Source organism: Pseudomonas sp. SCA2728.1_7 (assembly GCF_018138145.1).
GTDB lineage: Bacteria > Pseudomonadota > Gammaproteobacteria > Pseudomonadales > Pseudomonadaceae > Aquipseudomonas > Aquipseudomonas koreensis_A.
On sequence record NZ_CP073104.1, the window covers coordinates 1015065 to 1031114 of the forward strand.

Sequence of the window (16050 nt, forward strand, 5' to 3'; positions counted from 1 at the left end):
GCTAGCCCGCCAAATGAGGAATGGCGGTAATAATCATTGGCTGGCAGCGCGATACAGTCGAAGTCATGGGCTGGAAATTAGCCTGCGCGCTACTGGCAAGTCAATGGCCAATTTTTGCCGGCGGCGTTAGTCTGGCGACTCTCTCATCACACCAAGGAAGGAATGCATGATGGCTATCGCCCTGCCCCTCACGGCTCTGCTCGCTTTTAGCGGTTACACCGTTTCGGTGATGCTCCAGGCTGAACAGTCATTGATCGACTTCGGCATCAGCCTGATGTCGCGGCCCGATACTGCGCAGGTGGTGATTGATCTGTATCTGCTGGCCACGCTGGCGGGTATCTGGATGGTCAAGGATGCCCGGTCGCGTGGGCAGTCGGTTTGGTCGGTGCTGCCGTATTTGTTGTTGACGGCGGTTTTCGTATCGGTTGGGCCGTTGTTGTATCTGGTGGTGCGCGGGGTTCGCGAACGCCGGAAATTGGTGGAAAAGTGCAATCAGATAGTATGAACACCTGAAACCCCTGTAGGAGTGAGCCTGCTCGCGATAGCGGAGTGTCAGCCAAAAATGAGGTGACTGACACTCCGCTATCGCGAGCAGGCTCACTCCTACACTGGAATGTCGTGGGATTCAGCCTTTTTTTACAGCGACGAACGCCGCCGTTTCATACGGCACTGTCACCACATCCCTGCCGCGTAACTCAGGCTCGGCGGCAATCAACGCACCAATCTGCTCATCAACCTTCGCCCGCTGCCCCTCCGGCAGCGCGGCGATGAAACTGGTCGAGCGCACGCGGTTGAAGATCACGTCTTCCGGCGAGCCGGTATGGCTGTGGTGAAACCGTTCAACCTGCAGAGGCGCGAACGCCGGGTGCGGAAACGCTGTGCGCCAGACGCCGGTGTAATAGCGTGGCGTGTCAGCCTCCAGCGCATTGACGATGGCGTCCAGTTTCGGCACCCAACTGACCTGGGTGTCGCGCAGATTCCAGATCAACCCCAACTGGCCACCGGGTTTGAGCACCCGGGCGATTTCGCTCAGTGCCTCGGTGCTGGCGAACCAGTGAAACGCTTGCGCGCAAATCACCACATCGACTGAGGCGTCCGGCAACGGCAGATCGGTCGCGGTGCCGCTCACGGCTAGCACGTCAGGCCAGGCGTCCGAGAGCTTTTCCAGCATTTGCGCCACCGGTTCAACGGCGATCACTTGCGCACCGGTCGCCACCAGACGTCCGGTGAACTTGCCGGTACCGGCGCCCAGATCGATCACGGTCTTGTGCCCATCCAGACCCAGTGTCGCGGTCAACCACTCACTGCCCTGCGGCGGATAGTCCGGCCGCCCTTTGACGTAAGTCTCGGCAGCGGTTTTATAACCGGCAGCGGCTGAATGATGGACGTGGTCGGTCATGGCAACGCTCCTTACGGCAAAACATCGGATCGACGGCAGACGCTGACGAGCATAGCGCTTGAATTTACGCTGAACTTGAACAGTCACTGATAAAGCAATGAATAAAAATTCACCCTGTGGTGTTCAAAGTGAAACATAAGCCCCTGTGGAGCCTTGCCCATGACTATCCGTTCCGTTATGTTCGCCGCCCCGTTGCTGCTGGTCGCGGCGATGTCCAGCCAGTTGGCCTTGGCCAATGGTGATGAAGAAGCACCGGTGCAGAAACCCGAATGCCCGAAAGGACAGGTCTGGGACAGCAAAACGCAAAAGTGCGTGATGCAAGTCAGCAAAGCACTTTCAGATGCCGACCGTACCGATTATGCCTATCGCCTCGCCAAGGTCGGTCGCTACGAAGAAGCTTTGGCACTGCTCGATACGCTCAAGCAACCGAACACCGCCAAGGCGCTCAACTATCGCGGATACGCCACGCGCAAACTGGGGCGCACCGACGAGGGCATCGGTTATTACCTGCAATCGCTGAAGCTTGATCCGCAGTACGCGCAAGTGCGCGAATATCTCGGCGAAGCCTATGTGATCAAAGGCCGCGTCGATCTGGCGCAGGAACAGTTGCAGCAGATCAAATCGATTTGCGGTATGTCCTGCGAGGAATACCAGGATCTGGCCGAAGCCATCAACGATTCATCGAAAACCTGAGCACTTATAAGGGCCGCCATCATCGTCAACGATCAGGCATTCACAGCAGAACTCGGACAGCATCTGGCGCGATTGTGGCGCTACGGTTTGTTGCTGTCGCGCAATCGGCATTTGGCTGAGGATCTGGTGCAGGCCACGTGTGTGCGCGCGTTGGAGCGCGCCGGTCAATACGCCGCCGGCACGCGTATGGATCGCTGGTTGCTGAGTATTCTGCATTCGATCTGGCTCAACGAAGTGCGCGCTCGACGCGTGCGTCAGGGTGCGGGTCAGGTCGATGCCGATGGCCAACTGGCGTTCGATGGTGAATACGCGGCGCAGACTCACGTCATGGCCGCACAAGTGATTCGCCGCGTCGACGCGCTGCCGGAAACTCAGCGCGAGACCGTTTATCTGGCCTATGTCGAAGGCTTGTCCTACCGCGAAGTCGCCGAGATCCTGCAGGTACCGATCGGCACGGTCATGAGTCGCCTGGCCACCGCACGGCTGAAACTCGCCGAATACCCGCCACTGCAAGCGGTGCCGAAATCCACCGAAGGAGACCGATCATGAACACACCTTCGGATGAGCAACTGGTCGCCTACCTCGACGGCGAACTTGACGGCGAGTATCGCGACCAACTCGACAGTGCCATTGCTGAAGACTCGCTGCTGAGTCTGCGCGTGCAATGGCTCAGCCGCAGCAACCTGCCGTACAAGAACGCCTATGACGAACTGGCGCAACAGGCGCCGCTGGAACGCCTGCAAGCGCGGCTGGATGCCATCCCGGCGCCGCAGCGTCCGGGCTTCAACCGCCGCTGGTTTATCGGTGGTGCCGCCGCAGCGCTATTGGCCGGTGGAGTGTTGGCCGATCGGTTGTTCCTCGGCTGGCATGCTGCGCAATCGAACAACTGGCGCGCATTGGTCGGCGATTACATGGCGCTGTACGTGCCGCAGACGCTCGATCATCTACCCACCGATGAAGCCTCCCAACGCGCGCAACTGCGTACGGTCGATGCGCGTCTTGGCCTGAATCTTTCGCCAGCCACTTTGAAATTGCCGGGCGTCGAATTCAAACGGGCACAAATGCTTGAGTACGACGGCGTGCCGATTGCACAGATTGTTTATCTGGATGCGAAACACGGGCCGCTGGCGCTGTGTGTCACACGCTCGAACAGCGGCACTCAGCCGTTGGCCCATGAGCGTCGAAGCGAGATGAACGTGGTGTACTGGACCGAACGTGAACACGCGTGGATGCTGATCGGACACGACGCCCCGGTAGCACTGGAAGACAAGGCGAAGCTGTTGAAAAGCCGCTTAATTACCGGCTAGATCCTGCACTATGCTGATCGAGTATTCTTCCAAGGACGACTCCAATATGCCTGATTCATCGCGTTCTGCCTTACTGGTTATCGACGTTCAAAACGACTTCACCCCCGGCGGCCAATTGGCAGTACCGGAAGGTGACCTGATTGTGCCGTTGATCAACCAGCTCGCTCGCCAGTTCACGCAGGTGGTTATTGCCCAGGACTGGCATCCGACCGGTCACGGATCCTTTGCTTCGAGTCATCCCGGTCACCAGCCCTACGATGTCATTCAATTGCCTTACGGCGAGCAGACACTCTGGCCCGACCACTGTGTGCAATCGACACCGGGGGCCGAGTTTCACCGGGGACTCGACTTGCCTCATGCCCAGTTGATCATTCGTAAGGGCTGCGATCCTGATATCGACAGCTATTCGGCCTTTCTGGAAGCCGATCGCCTCACCACCACGGGGCTGTCCGGCTACCTGAAAGAGCGCGGGATCGATACGGTCTACATGGTGGGTCTGGCGCTGGATTTCTGCGTGATGTTTTCGGCGCTGGATGCACGGGCGGTGGGTTTCAATGCCTATGTGGTGCTGGATGCGTGCCGGGCGATCGATATGAATGGATCACTGGCGGCAGCGATTGAGCGGATGCAAAGTGCCGGGGTCGGGTTGATTCAATCCACAGAACTGGTCTGAACAACACATCCCCATGTGGGAGCGAGCCTGCTCGCGAAGGCGTCGGGTCAGTCAACGCATACTTGGCTGACATACCGCCTTCGCGAGCAGGCTCGCTCCCACAGAGATATGTTCAAAGGCATGAAGCTCAGGCGTTAGTGGGCAACCACAGCCGAAACCGCGCACCGCCCAACGGCGAAGACTCCACCGTCAACGTGCCACCCTGCGCTTCCAGTGCCCGACGGCTGATCGCCAGGCCAAGGCCAAAACCACCCGTAGCCCGGTCACGACTGCGATCCAGCCGATAGAACGGCTCGAAAATCCGCTCACGTTCGTCATCGGGAATGCCAATGCCGTCATCATCGACCCAGATCTCGCAGCCCTCGGCATTGACCTGCACGCCAATCTGAATGCGCTTCTCGCAATAGCGCATGGCATTGCGCAGCAGATTCTGGATCGCCCGCGCAGTCAGGCGCGGATCGAGCGAAAAACGTTCGAGCTGACCGTGCAGCAACACGTCGATGACGATCTCCGGCGATTCGAGTTCTTCATCGACGCTGCCCAAAATGCTGTCGATGAACTCGTCCAGTGACACTTCGACCTGCTCCGGCAATTGCGCCGGGTTCTGCAAACGGCTGTAGGAAAGCAACTCCAGCACCAGCTCATCCAGCTCGCGAATGTGCGCGACCAGCCCCAGCAAGCGCTCGCGGCTGGCGGTCGGCAAGTCATCGGACAGGGCCAGGGCCAGACCGAAATCCAGACGCGTCAACGGCGTGCGCAGTTCGTGGGACACGGCGTTGAGCAAATCGCGTTGTTGGTTGAGCAGGTTTTCGATGTCACCGGCCATGGTGTCGAAGACATTGGCGAGGCTGCCGATGTTGGAGCTTGGGGCAATTTCCGTGCGCTCGCTCAAATGGCCCTTGCCGAAGCGTTCGGCGGTGCCTTTGAGGCGTTCCAGATCACGCCAGTGCGGGCGCAGCCACATCAGCAGGCAGGCGAGCAGGCTCGCGCCGATCAGCACGTTGATGCTCCAGTACAACAGATTGACGTCCAGCGGATCCGGCGGCACGACCATTTGCACGGCCGAGATGTCGTCCAGCGGCGTCACCGCCAACGTGCGCCAGCCCCAATCGCCGATACGTACAACGTTTTCACCGCGACGCAGGCGCTCCTGCTCAATGGCGGTGAACTCGGCATCGTCGATCCGCGCCAAGACGATGTGCAGCGGCTGGAAATCCTTGTCCATCGACGTCGCCAGCGCCGGCCACTGCTCCTGCGGCACCGCATGGAACTGGCGGGTGATCAGCGATTGCAGACCGCGTGAATAATCGAGGTTGTAGGTGACGAAACGCTCGCGGAACGCCATGACCACCAGATCCGGCACCAGATAGATTGCCGCACTGTAGGAGACGATCGTCACCAGATACAGGCGAAACAGGATGCGAAACATCAGCTCAGCATTCCCATTCGGAACGGCTGAACAGATAGCCCTTGCCCCACACGGTTTTGATCTTGCGTGCCTCGCCAGCGTGGTCATCGAACTTGCGGCGCAGCTTGGAAATCGCCACGTCCACCGAGCGGTCGGTGCCGTTGAACTCGATACCGCGCAGGCGTTGCAGAATCTGGTCGCGGCTCAACACTTCACCGGCGTGTCGCGCCAGCACCACCAGCAAGTTGTATTCGCCACTGGACAACTCGACCGGTTGATCGCGCCAGGTGACGGTGCGTTCGGACAGGTCGATGCACAGATTACCCATGACGATGCGGTCGTTGACGGTCAACGGTTCACCGAGGCTGCTGCGGCGCAACAAGGTACGCACTCGCGCCAGCAACACCCGTGGCTCGCACGGTTTGGTCACGTAATCGTCAGCGCCCATTTCCAGGCCCAGCACCTGATCGTGGCTGTCGTCGCGGGCGGTGAGCATCAGGATCGGCAGCGTCGCCGAATCGGCGCGCAGCAAACGGCAGACTTGCAGGCCATCGAGGCCGGGCAGCATCAGGTCGAGGATCACCAGATCCGGCGGATTGACCCGCGCCCGTTCACGCACATGGTCGCCACGGCCGATCACGCTGACGGAATAACCGTTGCGCTCCAGGTAGCTGGAAATCAGTTCGGCGAGGGCGGTGTCGTCTTCGACCAGGAGGATGTTGGGCATGGGTGATCCAGATATTGCTGTGGTGGATGTCAGACCGCTTTCGCGAGCAAGCTCGCTCCCACAAGGGATCGCATTCCAAGTGTGGGAGCGAGCTTGCTCGCGAAAGCGGTTTAACCGTCACAAAAGAATTCAAGACCTGAAGGATATACGCCCCCGCCCGTCCCTGAGTAAAACCCTTACACAATTTCACACAGCGCCTACAAAGCTTCACCGCTAATCTCGGCGTCTGCCCGTAGGATGCGGACATCAATATTGGGGGTTGTACATGTCGAACAAACTGCTGGCCGGGCTCGGCCTGATCGCGATGGCGCTGACGCTGAGCGCCTGTGATTCGTCCTCGAAGGCAGAGGATCAGACGCCACCGGCCACGGTGCGCATCGAGACGATCGAAGCGCACCCCCTGACGATCAGCAGCGAACTCAGCGGCCGCATCGCCGCGCCACGGATTGCCGAAGTGCGCGCACGGGTGGCCGGTGTGGTGTTGCAGCGCACTTTCCGCGAAGGCAGTGACGTGAAAAAGGGCGATGTGCTGTTCCGCATCGACCCGGCGCCGTTCAAGGCTGACCTCGACAGCGCCGAAGCCGCCCTGCGCAAGGCCGAAGCCAATGCGTTTCAAGCGAAACTGCAGGAGCAACGTTACGCGCAGTTGATCGACGACAAGGCCATCAGCGCTCAGGACTATGACAACGCCCGTGCGAACGCCCGGCAGACCGCCGCTGACGTTGCGGCCAACAAGGCTGCCGTCGAACGGGCAAAACTGAACCTCGGTTACGCCACCGTCACCGCGCCGATATCCGGCCGTGTCGGTCGTGCACTGGTGACCGAAGGCGCACTGGTCGGGCAGAACGAAACCACGCCGCTGGCACTGATTCAGCAACTCAACCCGATTCACGCAGACCTCACTCAGTCGACCCGTGAACTCAATGAATTGCGCCGCGCGTTCCGCTCCGGGCAGTTGCAGGAAGTCGGCCAGGATCAGGTCAAAGCCACGCTGATTCAGGATGACGGCAGCCTGTATCCGCTGCCGGGCAAATTGCTCTTCAGCGACATCACTGTCGACCCGGGCACTGGCCAGATCATCCTGCGCAGCGAATTCCCCAACCCGGATCTCGACTTGCTGCCGGGCAGTTTCATTCGCGTGCGTCTGCAGCAGGCCACCATCCAGAACGGCATCACCGTGCCGCAACGCGCCGTACAGCGTGACAGCGCCGGCATTGCTCAGGTGCTGACCGTCGACGAGCAAATGCGCGTCGCCGAACAACCGGTGCAACTCGGTGCAGTGCAGAACAATCGCTGGATCGTTACCGGCGGCCTCAAGCCCGGCGACCGTATCGTCATCGAAGGCCTGCAACACGCCCGTCCCGGCGAAACCGTGCAGATCGACGACACCCCTCTTCCACTTGCCCAGACCTCTGGTCAGTAAGCAGGACGCTTTTCTATGCCGCAGTTCTTTATCGACCGCCCGGTGTTTGCCTGGGTCGTCGCGTTGTTCATCCTGTTGGCCGGTGCGCTGGCCATCCCGCAGTTGCCGGTGGCGCAATACCCCGATGTCGCCCCGCCGCAGATCGAAATCTACGCTGTGTACCCGGGCGCCTCGGCGCAGACCGTCGATGAAAGCGTGGTCAGCCTGATCGAGGAAGAGCTCAACGGCGCCGATCACTTGCTGTACTTCGAATCGCAAAGCAGCCTTGGCAGCGCGACGATCAAAGCCACGTTCCAGCCGGGCACCAACCCGGAACTGGCGCAGGTCGACGTGCAAAACCGCCTCAAGGTAGTCGAGTCGCGCCTGCCGCAAGCGGTCAATCAGCAAGGTTTGCAGGTCGAAAAAGTTTCGTCCGGTTTCCTGTTGCTGATCACCCTGACGTCCAGCGACGGCAAGCTCGATGACGTGGCGCTCAGTGATTATCTGGCGCGCAACGTGATGAACGAGATCAAGCGTCTGGATGGCGTCGGCAAGGCGCAGTTGTATGGCGCCGAACGGGCCATGCGCATCTGGATCGATCCACAGAAACTGATCGCGTTCAACCTGACACCGGCTGACGTCAATGAAGCCATTGTGGCGCAGAACGCCCAGGTGTCCGCCGGCAGCATCGGCGACCTGCCCAATCCGTCGAACCAAGAAATCACCGCGACCATTCTGGTGAAGGGTCAGTTGTCGACGCCGCAAGAGTTCGCCGACATTGTCCTCAAGGCCAATCGCGACGGCTCGACCGTGCGCATCGGCGATGTCGCACGCGTGGAAATCGGCAGTCAGGAATACCAGTTCGGCACGCGCCTCAATGGCAAGCCGTCCACTGCGGTCGGCGTGCAGTTGTCGCCGGGGGCCAACGCGCTGAACACCGCGACGCTGGTGCGGGCGAAGATGGATGAGCTGGCGCGCTACTTCCCGGCAGGCGTGGAATACAAGATCCCGTACGACACTTCGCCGTTCGTCAAAGTCTCGATCACCAAAGTCGTGTACACCTTGGGCGAAGCGATGCTGCTGGTGTTCGCGGTGATGTTCCTGTTCCTGCAGAACGTGCGCTACACGCTGATCCCGACACTGGTGGTGCCGGTGGCATTGATGGGCACGTTCGCGACCATGCTGGCGCTGGGTTTCTCGATCAACGTGCTGACCATGTTCGGCATGGTGCTGGCCATCGGTATTCTGGTGGACGACGCCATCGTGGTGGTGGAGAACGTCGAACGGATCATGGCCACCGAGGGCCTGTCGCCCAAGGAAGCCACGCGCAAAGCCATGACGCAGATCACCGGCGCGATCATCGGCATCACGCTGGTGCTGGTCGCGGTATTTATTCCGATGGCGTTCATGCAAGGTTCGGTCGGGGTGATTTACCAGCAGTTCTCGCTGTCGATGGCGACGTCGATTCTGTTCTCGGCGTTCCTTGCCCTGACCCTGACGCCGGCATTGTGCGCGACGCTGCTCAAGCCGATCGCCAAGGGTGAGCATCATGAAAAGTCCGGGTTCTTCGGCTGGTTCAACCGCCGCTTCGAGCACCTCACCGATCGTTACCAAGGCTGGGTCGGCTATGCGCTGAAACGCAGTGGCCGTTATCTGCTGATTTACGTCGTGTTGCTGGTCGGGTTGGGCCTGTGCTTCGCGCGTCTGCCCTCCTCGTTCCTGCCGGTGGAAGATCAGGGCTACACCATCACTGACATTCAACTGCCGCCCGGTGCGACCAAGAATCGTACCGTGGCAGTGGCTGAACAGCTTGAGGCGCATAACGCCGGCGAGCCGGGGATCAGCGACAGTGTGGTGATTCTCGGTTTCAGCTTCTCCGGCAGCGGCCAGAACGCAGCGTTGGCGTTCTCGACGCTGAAGGATTGGTCGCAGCGCAGCAGTGATGACTCCGCCAGCTCGATTGCCGATCGCGCCAATATTGCGCTGAGCGAAATCAAGGACGCCATGGCGTTCTCGGTGTTGCCTCCGCCCGTGGATGGCCTCGGCACGTCGAGCGGCTTCGAGTTCCGTTTGCAGGATCGCGGCGGCCTCGGCCATGCGATTTTGATGCAGGCGCGTACTGAGTTGCTGGCTGCCGCCGAGAAAAGTCCGGTGCTGATGAACGTGCGTGAAAGCGCGTTGGCCGAAGCGCCGCAAGTGCAATTGATCGTCGACCGTAAACAGGCCAACGCCTTGGGCGTATCGTTTGCCGACATTGGCAACATGCTGTCCACCGCTGTGGGCTCCAGCTACATCAACGACTTTCCCAATCAGGGGCGCATGCAGCGCGTTGTCGTGCAGGCCGAAGGCGATCAACGCAGCCAGGTCGCCGATCTGCTGAAAATGCACGTGCGCAACAACGCCGGGCACATGGTGCCGCTGTCAGCGTTCGTGCAGGCCAACTGGATTCAGGGCCCGGCGCAATTGACCCGTTACAACGGCTATCCGGCGATTGCGATATCCGGCGAACCGTCGCCGGGGCACAGTACCGGTGAGGCCATGGCGGAAATCGAACGTCTGGTGGCGCAGGGGCCGAAAGGCCTGGGTCAGGAATGGACAGGGCTGTCGTTGCAGGAACGCTTGTCCGGCAATCAGGCGCCGATCCTGCTCGGTCTGTCGTTGCTGGTGGTGTTCCTGTGTCTGGCGGCGCTGTACGAAAGCTGGTCGATTCCGACCTCGGTGTTGTTGGTGGTGCCACTGGGTGTGCTCGGCGCGGTGCTGGCCGTGACGTTGCGCGGGATGCCCAACGATGTGTTCTTCAAGGTCGGCCTGATCACCATCATCGGGCTGTCGGCGAAGAACGCGATCCTGATCATCGAGTTCGCCAAGAGCCTGTATGACGAAGGTCACGACCTGATCGATGCAACGTTGCAGGCAGCGCGGTTGCGTCTGCGGCCGATCGTGATGACTTCGCTGGCGTTCATTCTTGGTGTGGTGCCACTGGCCATTGCCACTGGCGCCAGTTCGGCAAGCCAGCAAGCGATCGGCACCGGGGTGATTGGCGGGATGATCACTGCGACGCTGGCCGTCATCTTCGTACCTGTCTTCTTCGTCGTCGTTATGAAGCTCGTACAACGCTTCACCAAATCCCACTGATCCAAACTGTAGGAGCGAGCCTGCTCGCGAAAGCGTCGGTACATTCAACGTTGATGTTGACTGACCGGAAGCATTCGCGAGCAGGCTCGCTCCCACAGGGGTTCCGCAAACATCCAGTACAGTGGTCACAGCTGTCATCGCTGGGCTAAGGTGTCTGAATCACCCTGGCCCATCGAGTCCCCATGCGCTTCCTCGCCCGCACCCACCCTCGCCTGTCTGCCGCCGCTCTCCTCGGCCTTGCCACCGGTCTCCTGGTCCCCGCCGATTCCATCGTCAGCAAAATCCTCATTGGCTGGAACGCCGGTGTCTGGACTTATCTGATCCTGATGTTCTGGCTGACCGTGCGCGCCAAGGCTCCGGACGTCAAACGCATCGCTGAAGTCGAAGACGAAAATGCCGGGCTGGTGCTGTTCGTGGTGTGCATCGCCGCGCTGGCGAGTTTGGCGACCATCACCTTCGAGCTGGCTGGCAGCAAGGACCTGGAAACCACGCGCAAACTGCTGCACTACGGCTTCACCGCCCTCACGGTAATCGGTTCGTGGCTGCTGATCGGGGTGATTTTCTGCGTGCACTACGCCAGGTTGTATTACACCTGGAATGGCAAGGAACCGGCGCTGCGCTTCGCCGAAGGGCTGACGACCCCCAACTATTGGGACTTCTTGTACTTCTCGTTCACCATCGGCGTGGCCGTACAGACTGCAGATGTCGGCGTGGCCACCCGCGATATCCGCAAAATCGTCTTGGCGCAATCGTTGATCGGATTCGTGTTCAACACCGCGATTCTGGGATTTTCGATCAATATCGCCGCGGGTTTGTTCGGCTGACGCGACCCCGCCCGTCGGCAGCCCGTTGATGGCAGGTAATCATTCACTTGACGGAAGATTTGTTTTTGGTGTTTCCTGAAACCGGTTTCAGCGCTGTATTCAGACGTTGAGCCTATAAATCCAATAACAAGGTTTCAGACCGTGAACGACTTCTCCGCCGCCCAGCGCAGCCGCGTGACCATGCTTGATGTCGCCGAACGCGCCGGGGTGTCCAAAGCCAGCGTCTCGCGCTTCATCGGCGATGATCGCGCCCTGCTCTCCGATGCCATTGCCTTGCGCATCGAACAGGCCATCAGCGAACTCGGCTACCGCCCCAACCAGATGGCTCGCGGTCTGAAACGCGGGCGCACACGCCTGATCGGCATGCTCGTCGCCGATATCCGTAACCCTTATTCGATTGCCGTGATGCACGGGGTGGAAACCGCTTGCCGTGCGCACGGTTACAGCCTGGTGGTGTGCAACACCGACCGCGATGACGAGCAGGAACGCCAGCACCTGGCGCTGTTGCGCTCGTACAACATCGAAGGGTTGATCGTGAACACGCTGGGCCATCACCGTGATGAACTGCATGAGCTGCGTCGCGAGATGCCGCTGGTGCTGGTGGATCGCAAAGTCGACGGGCTGGACAGCGACATGGTCGGGCTGCACAACCCGCAAGCGGTGCAGATGGCGCTCGCGCATCTGGAGCAGCGTGGTTATCGGGATCTGCTGTTGGTGACTGAACCGTATGACGGCACCAGTTCGCGGATCGAGCGGGTCAGCAGTTTTCAGGCGCAGATTGCGCAGCGCTCGGGGTTGACCGGGGCGGTGCTGGAAACCGGCGATGATCTGAACGCGCAACTTCAAACCTTTTTAAACACACCCGGCAATGGTCCGAAAGCGCTGTTTTGCGCCAATGGTGTGGCAGCGTTGGCGGCCGCATCGGCGTTACGAGTATTGGGTGTTCGGTTGTTCGAGGATGTCGGGGTGATTGCCCTGGATGATCTGGATTGGTATCCGTTGGTGGGCAGCGGGATTACTGCGCTGGCTCAGCCGACGGCAGAGATTGGTGCGCGGGCGTTTGAGTGTTTGCTCAAGCGCTTGCGTGGGGATGATGAGGTGGCGCGGGTGGTGGATTTTGCGCCGGTGCTGGTTGAGCGTGGGTCGACCCTGGGGATTAGCGTTGTTTGAGCTGACGCTATCGCGAGCAGGCTCACTCCTACAGGGGAACGCATTCCAAATGTAGGAGTGAGCCTGCTCGCGATAGCGCCCGAGAGAACAACACAGAAACACCTGATATTTTTTTGAACAAAAATGAAACCGGTTTCAGAGGTCAATAACAATGAACAAACCCGCCGTTTCCATCAGTCTGTCCAGCTACGGCGCCGAGCTTGTGCGTCAGCGCGGTCAAGGATCCTTCATCGATGTGCTGGCCACCGCCGGCGCCAATCGCATCGAATGGCGCGAAGAATTGCTGACCCGTGAAGACCCGGCGCAACTGGCTCAGGCCACCCAGGCGCAGGGCCTGCTCAGCATCTATTCCTCACCCACCGAGCTGTGGCTGGCCGGTCAGGCACAACCCAATCCAGAACTGATCACCGCCCTGCAACAGGCCGAAGCCTTTGGTTCGAAATGGCTGAAAGTGTCGCTGGGCTATTTCACCGACACCAACGATCTGCAAGCCCTGGCCGAACGCTTGCAGCACAGTCCGGTGCAGTTGCTGGTGGAAAACGACCAGACCTTGCATGGCGGGCGCATCGAACCGTTTCAGCGTTTCTTCGCCGCGGTTGAACAGCACAATCTGCCGATCAAAATGACTTTCGACATCGGCAACTGGCAGTGGCAGGACCAGTCCGCCGCCAGCGCCGCGCGCTTGCTTGGCCGGCATGTCGGTTATGTCCACTGTAAAGCCGTGGCCCGTCGCGCCGACGGCAAACTGGTGGCGGTGCCGCCAGCGGTCAGTGACTTGCATCTGTGGGAACAACTGTTGCGGCACATGGCCCAAGGCGTTATGCGCGCCGCCGAATACCCGTTGCAGGGCGAAGATCTGGTGCAACTGACCAGCGAGCATGTCGCCGCCCTCGCCCGCCTCGGCCAATCCCGCCTGGAGCCTGCTCATGTCTGAGATCGATATTCTTTCGTTCGGCGAAACCATGGCGATGCTGGTCGCCGAGCAGACCGGTGATCTGGCCTCGGTCGAACACTTCCACAAGCGTATCGCGGGGGCCGACAGCAATGTTGCGATCGGGCTGTCGCGTCTGGGTTTCAACGTCGCCTGGCTGAGCCGGGTCGGCAATGATTCGCTCGGGCGTTTTGTGGTCGAGACCTTGATCAAGGAAGGTCTGGATTGCAGTCACGTCGACGTCGATAAACAGCACCCGACCGGTTTCCAGTTCAAATCGCGCAATGACGATGGCAGCGACCCGCAGGTCGAGTATTTCCGTCGCGGTTCGGCGGCCAGTCATCTGTCGCCGCAGTCGATCAACGCCAGCCTGCTCAGCGCGCGGCATCTGCACGCCACTGGGATTCCTCCGGCGTTGTCCGCCTCGGCGCGGGAGATGTCTTTCGAACTGATGACCCGTATGCGCAACGCCGGGCGCAGCGTGTCGTTTGACCCCAATCTGCGCCCGAGCCTGTGGGCCAGCGAAGACGAAATGATCCGCGAGATCAACCGCCTCGCCGGCCTTGCCCATTGGGTGTTGCCGGGGCTGAGTGAAGGTCGTTTGCTCACCGGTTTCGAAGACCCGGCCGACATTGCTGCGTTTTATCTCGATCAGGGCGCTGAGGCGGTGGCGATCAAGCTTGGGCCGCAAGGCGCTTATTACCGCACGCACCTGGATCAGGGTTTTGTCGCCGGCGTGCCGGTGGCCAATGTCGTCGATACGGTCGGTGCCGGTGATGGTTTTGCGGTGGGGATGATCAGCGCCCTGCTGGAGCACCAGAGTTTTGCCGAGGCGGTGCAGCGCGCGAACTGGATTGGCAGTCGCGCGGTGCAGAGTCGCGGGGATATGGAGGGGTTGCCTACCCGCCAGGAGTTATCGGTTGAATTTGAGGCCGCCTTCGCGAGCAGGCTCGCTCCCACAGGGGTTATGTGAGCTCAGAAAATCCACTGTAGGAGCGAGCCTGCTCGCGAAGAGGCCCGCCTAGTCACTGCAAATAATTGAACCTGCTGCGACAAAAACAACAAGCTCAGGAGCAACACCCATGAAAACCGTAACCCTCGCCACCCGCCGCTGGTGGTACATCATGCCCATCGTGTTCATCACCTACAGCCTGGCGTATCTGGATCGCGCCAACTACGGTTTCGCTGCTGCATCGGGCATGGCCGAAGACCTGATGATCACCCCGGGCCTGTCATCACTGCTCGGCGCACTGTTCTTTCTCGGTTACTTCTTCTTCCAGGTACCGGGTGCGATCTACGCGCAAAAGCACAGCGTGAAGAAACTGATTTTCGTCAGCCTGATTCTCTGGGGCGGTCTCGCCACGTTGACCGGCGTAGTCTCCAACGCCTATTGGCTGATCGTCATCCGCTTCATGCTCGGCGTGGTTGAAGCGGCCGTAATGCCGGCAATGTTGGTCTATCTGTGCCACTGGTTCACCCGTGCCGAACGCTCGCGGGCCAACACTTTTCTGATCCTCGGCAACCCGGTGACCATGCTGTGGATGTCAGTGGTTTCGGGCTATCTGGTGCAGCATTTCAGCTGGCGCTGGATGTTCATCATCGAAGGCCTGCCGGCGGTGCTGTGGGCATTTATCTGGTGGCGTCTGGCCGACGATCGTCCGGCGCAGGCCAAGTGGCTCAGCGACCAGGAGAAACAGGATCTGGAAAGCGCACTGGCCGCCGAACAGGTCGGCATCAAAGCGGTGAAGAACTACGCCGAGGCTTTCCGTTCGCCGAAGGTGATCATTCTCGCGCTGCAGTTTTTCTGCTGGAGCATCGGCGTTTACGGCTTCGTGCTGTGGTTGCCGTCGATCCTCAAGGCCGGCGCGCAAATGGACATGATCGAGGCTGGCTGGCTGTCGGCGCTACCGTATCTAGCGGCGGTGATCGGTATGCTCGTGGTGTCGTGGGGTTCGGACAAGTTGCAGAAGCGCAAACGCTTTGTCTGGCCGCCGCTGCTGATCGCGTCGATCGCGTTTTACGGCTCCTACGCATTGGGCGCTGAACATTTCTGGTGGTCGTACACGCTGCTGGTGATTGCCGGCGCCTGCATGTACGCGCCTTACGGGCCGTTTTTTGCCATCGTCCCGGAAATTCTCCCGGCCAACGTTGCCGGTGGCGCGATGGCGCTGATCAACAGCATGGGCGCACTCGGCTCGTTCGGCGGCTCGTACCTGGTCGGTTATTTGAACAGCTCCACCGGTTCGCCCGGCGCGTCGTATCTGCTGATGAGCGGCGCGTTGCTGCTGTCGGTGGTGCTGACGATTTTTCTCAAGCCCGGCGCCAGTGATCGCGTCGTCGCCAAAGCCGTTGCCACGCGTGCCGTGCCAGCGCACTCCTGA

General features: G+C 60.2%; 15 protein-coding genes. 12 read left to right on the forward strand and 3 right to left on the reverse strand.

What is annotated here, in order from left to right:
• Nucleotides 1-166: 166 nt before the first annotated feature.
• Entirely contained in the window at nucleotides 167-505 is a 339-nt protein-coding gene (locus tag KBP52_RS04415) for a DUF2834 domain-containing protein (protein WP_212622178.1), read from the forward strand.
• Between the two features lie 120 nt (nucleotides 506-625).
• Here KBP52_RS04415 and KBP52_RS04420 read toward each other — a convergent pair whose 3' ends face one another.
• On the reverse strand, nucleotides 626-1399 hold the full coding sequence (locus tag KBP52_RS04420) for a class I SAM-dependent methyltransferase (RefSeq protein WP_212622179.1): 774 nt from the start codon (nucleotides 1397-1399) through the stop codon (nucleotides 626-628).
• Between the two features lie 159 nt (nucleotides 1400-1558).
• Here KBP52_RS04420 and KBP52_RS04425 point away from each other — a divergent pair, with 159 nt between their 5' ends.
• From KBP52_RS04425 to pncA, 4 genes are all read left to right on the forward strand, one after another.
• The gene (locus KBP52_RS04425; RefSeq protein ID WP_212622180.1) at nucleotides 1559-2092 is read left to right on the forward strand and encodes a tetratricopeptide repeat protein; all 534 of its coding nucleotides are present in this window, start codon (nucleotides 1559-1561) and stop codon (nucleotides 2090-2092) included.
• Nucleotides 2093-2164: 72 nt separating this feature from the next.
• Entirely contained in the window at nucleotides 2165-2641 is a 477-nt protein-coding gene (locus tag KBP52_RS04430) for a sigma-70 family RNA polymerase sigma factor (RefSeq protein ID WP_249122256.1), read from the forward strand.
• Nucleotides 2638-3399, forward strand: a complete 762-nt coding sequence (locus KBP52_RS04435; protein WP_212622181.1) for a transcriptional regulator — start codon at nucleotides 2638-2640, stop codon at nucleotides 3397-3399. Before KBP52_RS04430 ends, KBP52_RS04435 begins: the two co-directional genes overlap by 4 nt.
• 46 nt (nucleotides 3400-3445) lie before the next feature.
• The gene (gene pncA, locus KBP52_RS04440; RefSeq protein WP_212623101.1) at nucleotides 3446-4072 is read left to right on the forward strand and encodes a bifunctional nicotinamidase/pyrazinamidase; all 627 of its coding nucleotides are present in this window, start codon (nucleotides 3446-3448) and stop codon (nucleotides 4070-4072) included.
• A 127-nt stretch (nucleotides 4073-4199) separates the two neighbouring features.
• Here the strand turns inward: pncA and KBP52_RS04445 are convergent, their stop codons facing one another.
• Together KBP52_RS04445 and KBP52_RS04450 are read right to left on the reverse strand one after the other, a co-directional pair.
• Entirely contained in the window at nucleotides 4200-5501 is a 1302-nt protein-coding gene (locus KBP52_RS04445; RefSeq protein WP_212622182.1) for an ATP-binding protein, read from the reverse strand.
• A gap of 4 nt (nucleotides 5502-5505) precedes the next feature.
• The gene (locus KBP52_RS04450) at nucleotides 5506-6207 is read right to left on the reverse strand and encodes a response regulator transcription factor (RefSeq protein WP_016984459.1); all 702 of its coding nucleotides are present in this window, start codon (nucleotides 6205-6207) and stop codon (nucleotides 5506-5508) included.
• 265 nt (nucleotides 6208-6472) lie between these two features.
• On the opposite strand from KBP52_RS04450, the gene KBP52_RS04455 reads away from it, so the two are divergent.
• The 7 genes from KBP52_RS04455 (at nucleotide 6473) to KBP52_RS04485 (ending at nucleotide 16050) form a co-directional block, all read left to right on the forward strand.
• Nucleotides 6473-7630: an efflux RND transporter periplasmic adaptor subunit gene (locus tag KBP52_RS04455; RefSeq protein ID WP_212622183.1), complete on the forward strand. Its 1158-nt coding sequence runs from the start codon at nucleotides 6473-6475 to the stop codon at nucleotides 7628-7630.
• A 15-nt stretch (nucleotides 7631-7645) separates the two neighbouring features.
• Nucleotides 7646-10744, forward strand: a complete 3099-nt coding sequence (locus KBP52_RS04460; protein ID WP_212622184.1) for an efflux RND transporter permease subunit — start codon at nucleotides 7646-7648, stop codon at nucleotides 10742-10744.
• A 182-nt stretch (nucleotides 10745-10926) separates the two neighbouring features.
• Entirely contained in the window at nucleotides 10927-11568 is a 642-nt protein-coding gene (locus KBP52_RS04465; RefSeq protein ID WP_007912177.1) for a DUF1345 domain-containing protein, read from the forward strand.
• Between the two features lie 141 nt (nucleotides 11569-11709).
• Nucleotides 11710-12738 (forward strand): LacI family DNA-binding transcriptional regulator, encoded by a 1029-nt coding sequence (locus KBP52_RS04470; protein WP_282961187.1) that lies wholly within the window; start codon nucleotides 11710-11712, stop codon nucleotides 12736-12738.
• Between the two features lie 151 nt (nucleotides 12739-12889).
• Nucleotides 12890-13672, forward strand: coding sequence for a TIM barrel protein (locus KBP52_RS04475; RefSeq protein WP_077573080.1), 783 nt, complete (start codon nucleotides 12890-12892; stop codon nucleotides 13670-13672).
• Nucleotides 13665-14642, forward strand: a complete 978-nt coding sequence (locus tag KBP52_RS04480) for a sugar kinase (protein ID WP_212622185.1) — start codon at nucleotides 13665-13667, stop codon at nucleotides 14640-14642. Before KBP52_RS04475 ends, KBP52_RS04480 begins: the two co-directional genes overlap by 8 nt.
• Nucleotides 14643-14751: 109 nt before the next feature.
• On the forward strand, nucleotides 14752-16050 hold the full coding sequence (locus KBP52_RS04485) for an MFS transporter (protein ID WP_212622186.1): 1299 nt from the start codon (nucleotides 14752-14754) through the stop codon (nucleotides 16048-16050).